Raw genomic sequence first — 211 nt, forward strand, 5'->3', positions numbered from 1 at the left:
AGGCGGCCGTCACACCCCGTTCTTCAACAACTACCGTCCGCAGTTCTACTTCCGTACGACGGACGTGACCGGCGCGATCGAGCTGCCGGCCGGCAAGGAAATGGTGATGCCGGGTGATAACGTTTCGATCACCGTCAAGCTGATCTCCCCGATCGCGATGGAAGAAGGTCTGCGCTTCGCAATCCGCGAAGGCGGCCGTACCGTCGGCGCC

The 211-nt window shown here is 62.6% G+C and carries 1 protein-coding gene; it reads left to right on the forward strand.

Features of this window, described 5'->3' with window-relative positions; all coding sequences use genetic code 11:
- Nucleotides 1–211: EF-Tu C-terminal domain-related protein (locus AYR66_RS18655; protein ID WP_474647537.1), on the forward strand; the 211-nt coding region annotated here is incomplete at both ends.

Origin of the sequence: Noviherbaspirillum denitrificans (assembly GCF_002211445.1) — a bacterium.
In the GTDB taxonomy this organism is placed as follows: Bacteria; Pseudomonadota; Gammaproteobacteria; order Burkholderiales; family Burkholderiaceae_D; genus Noviherbaspirillum; species Noviherbaspirillum denitrificans.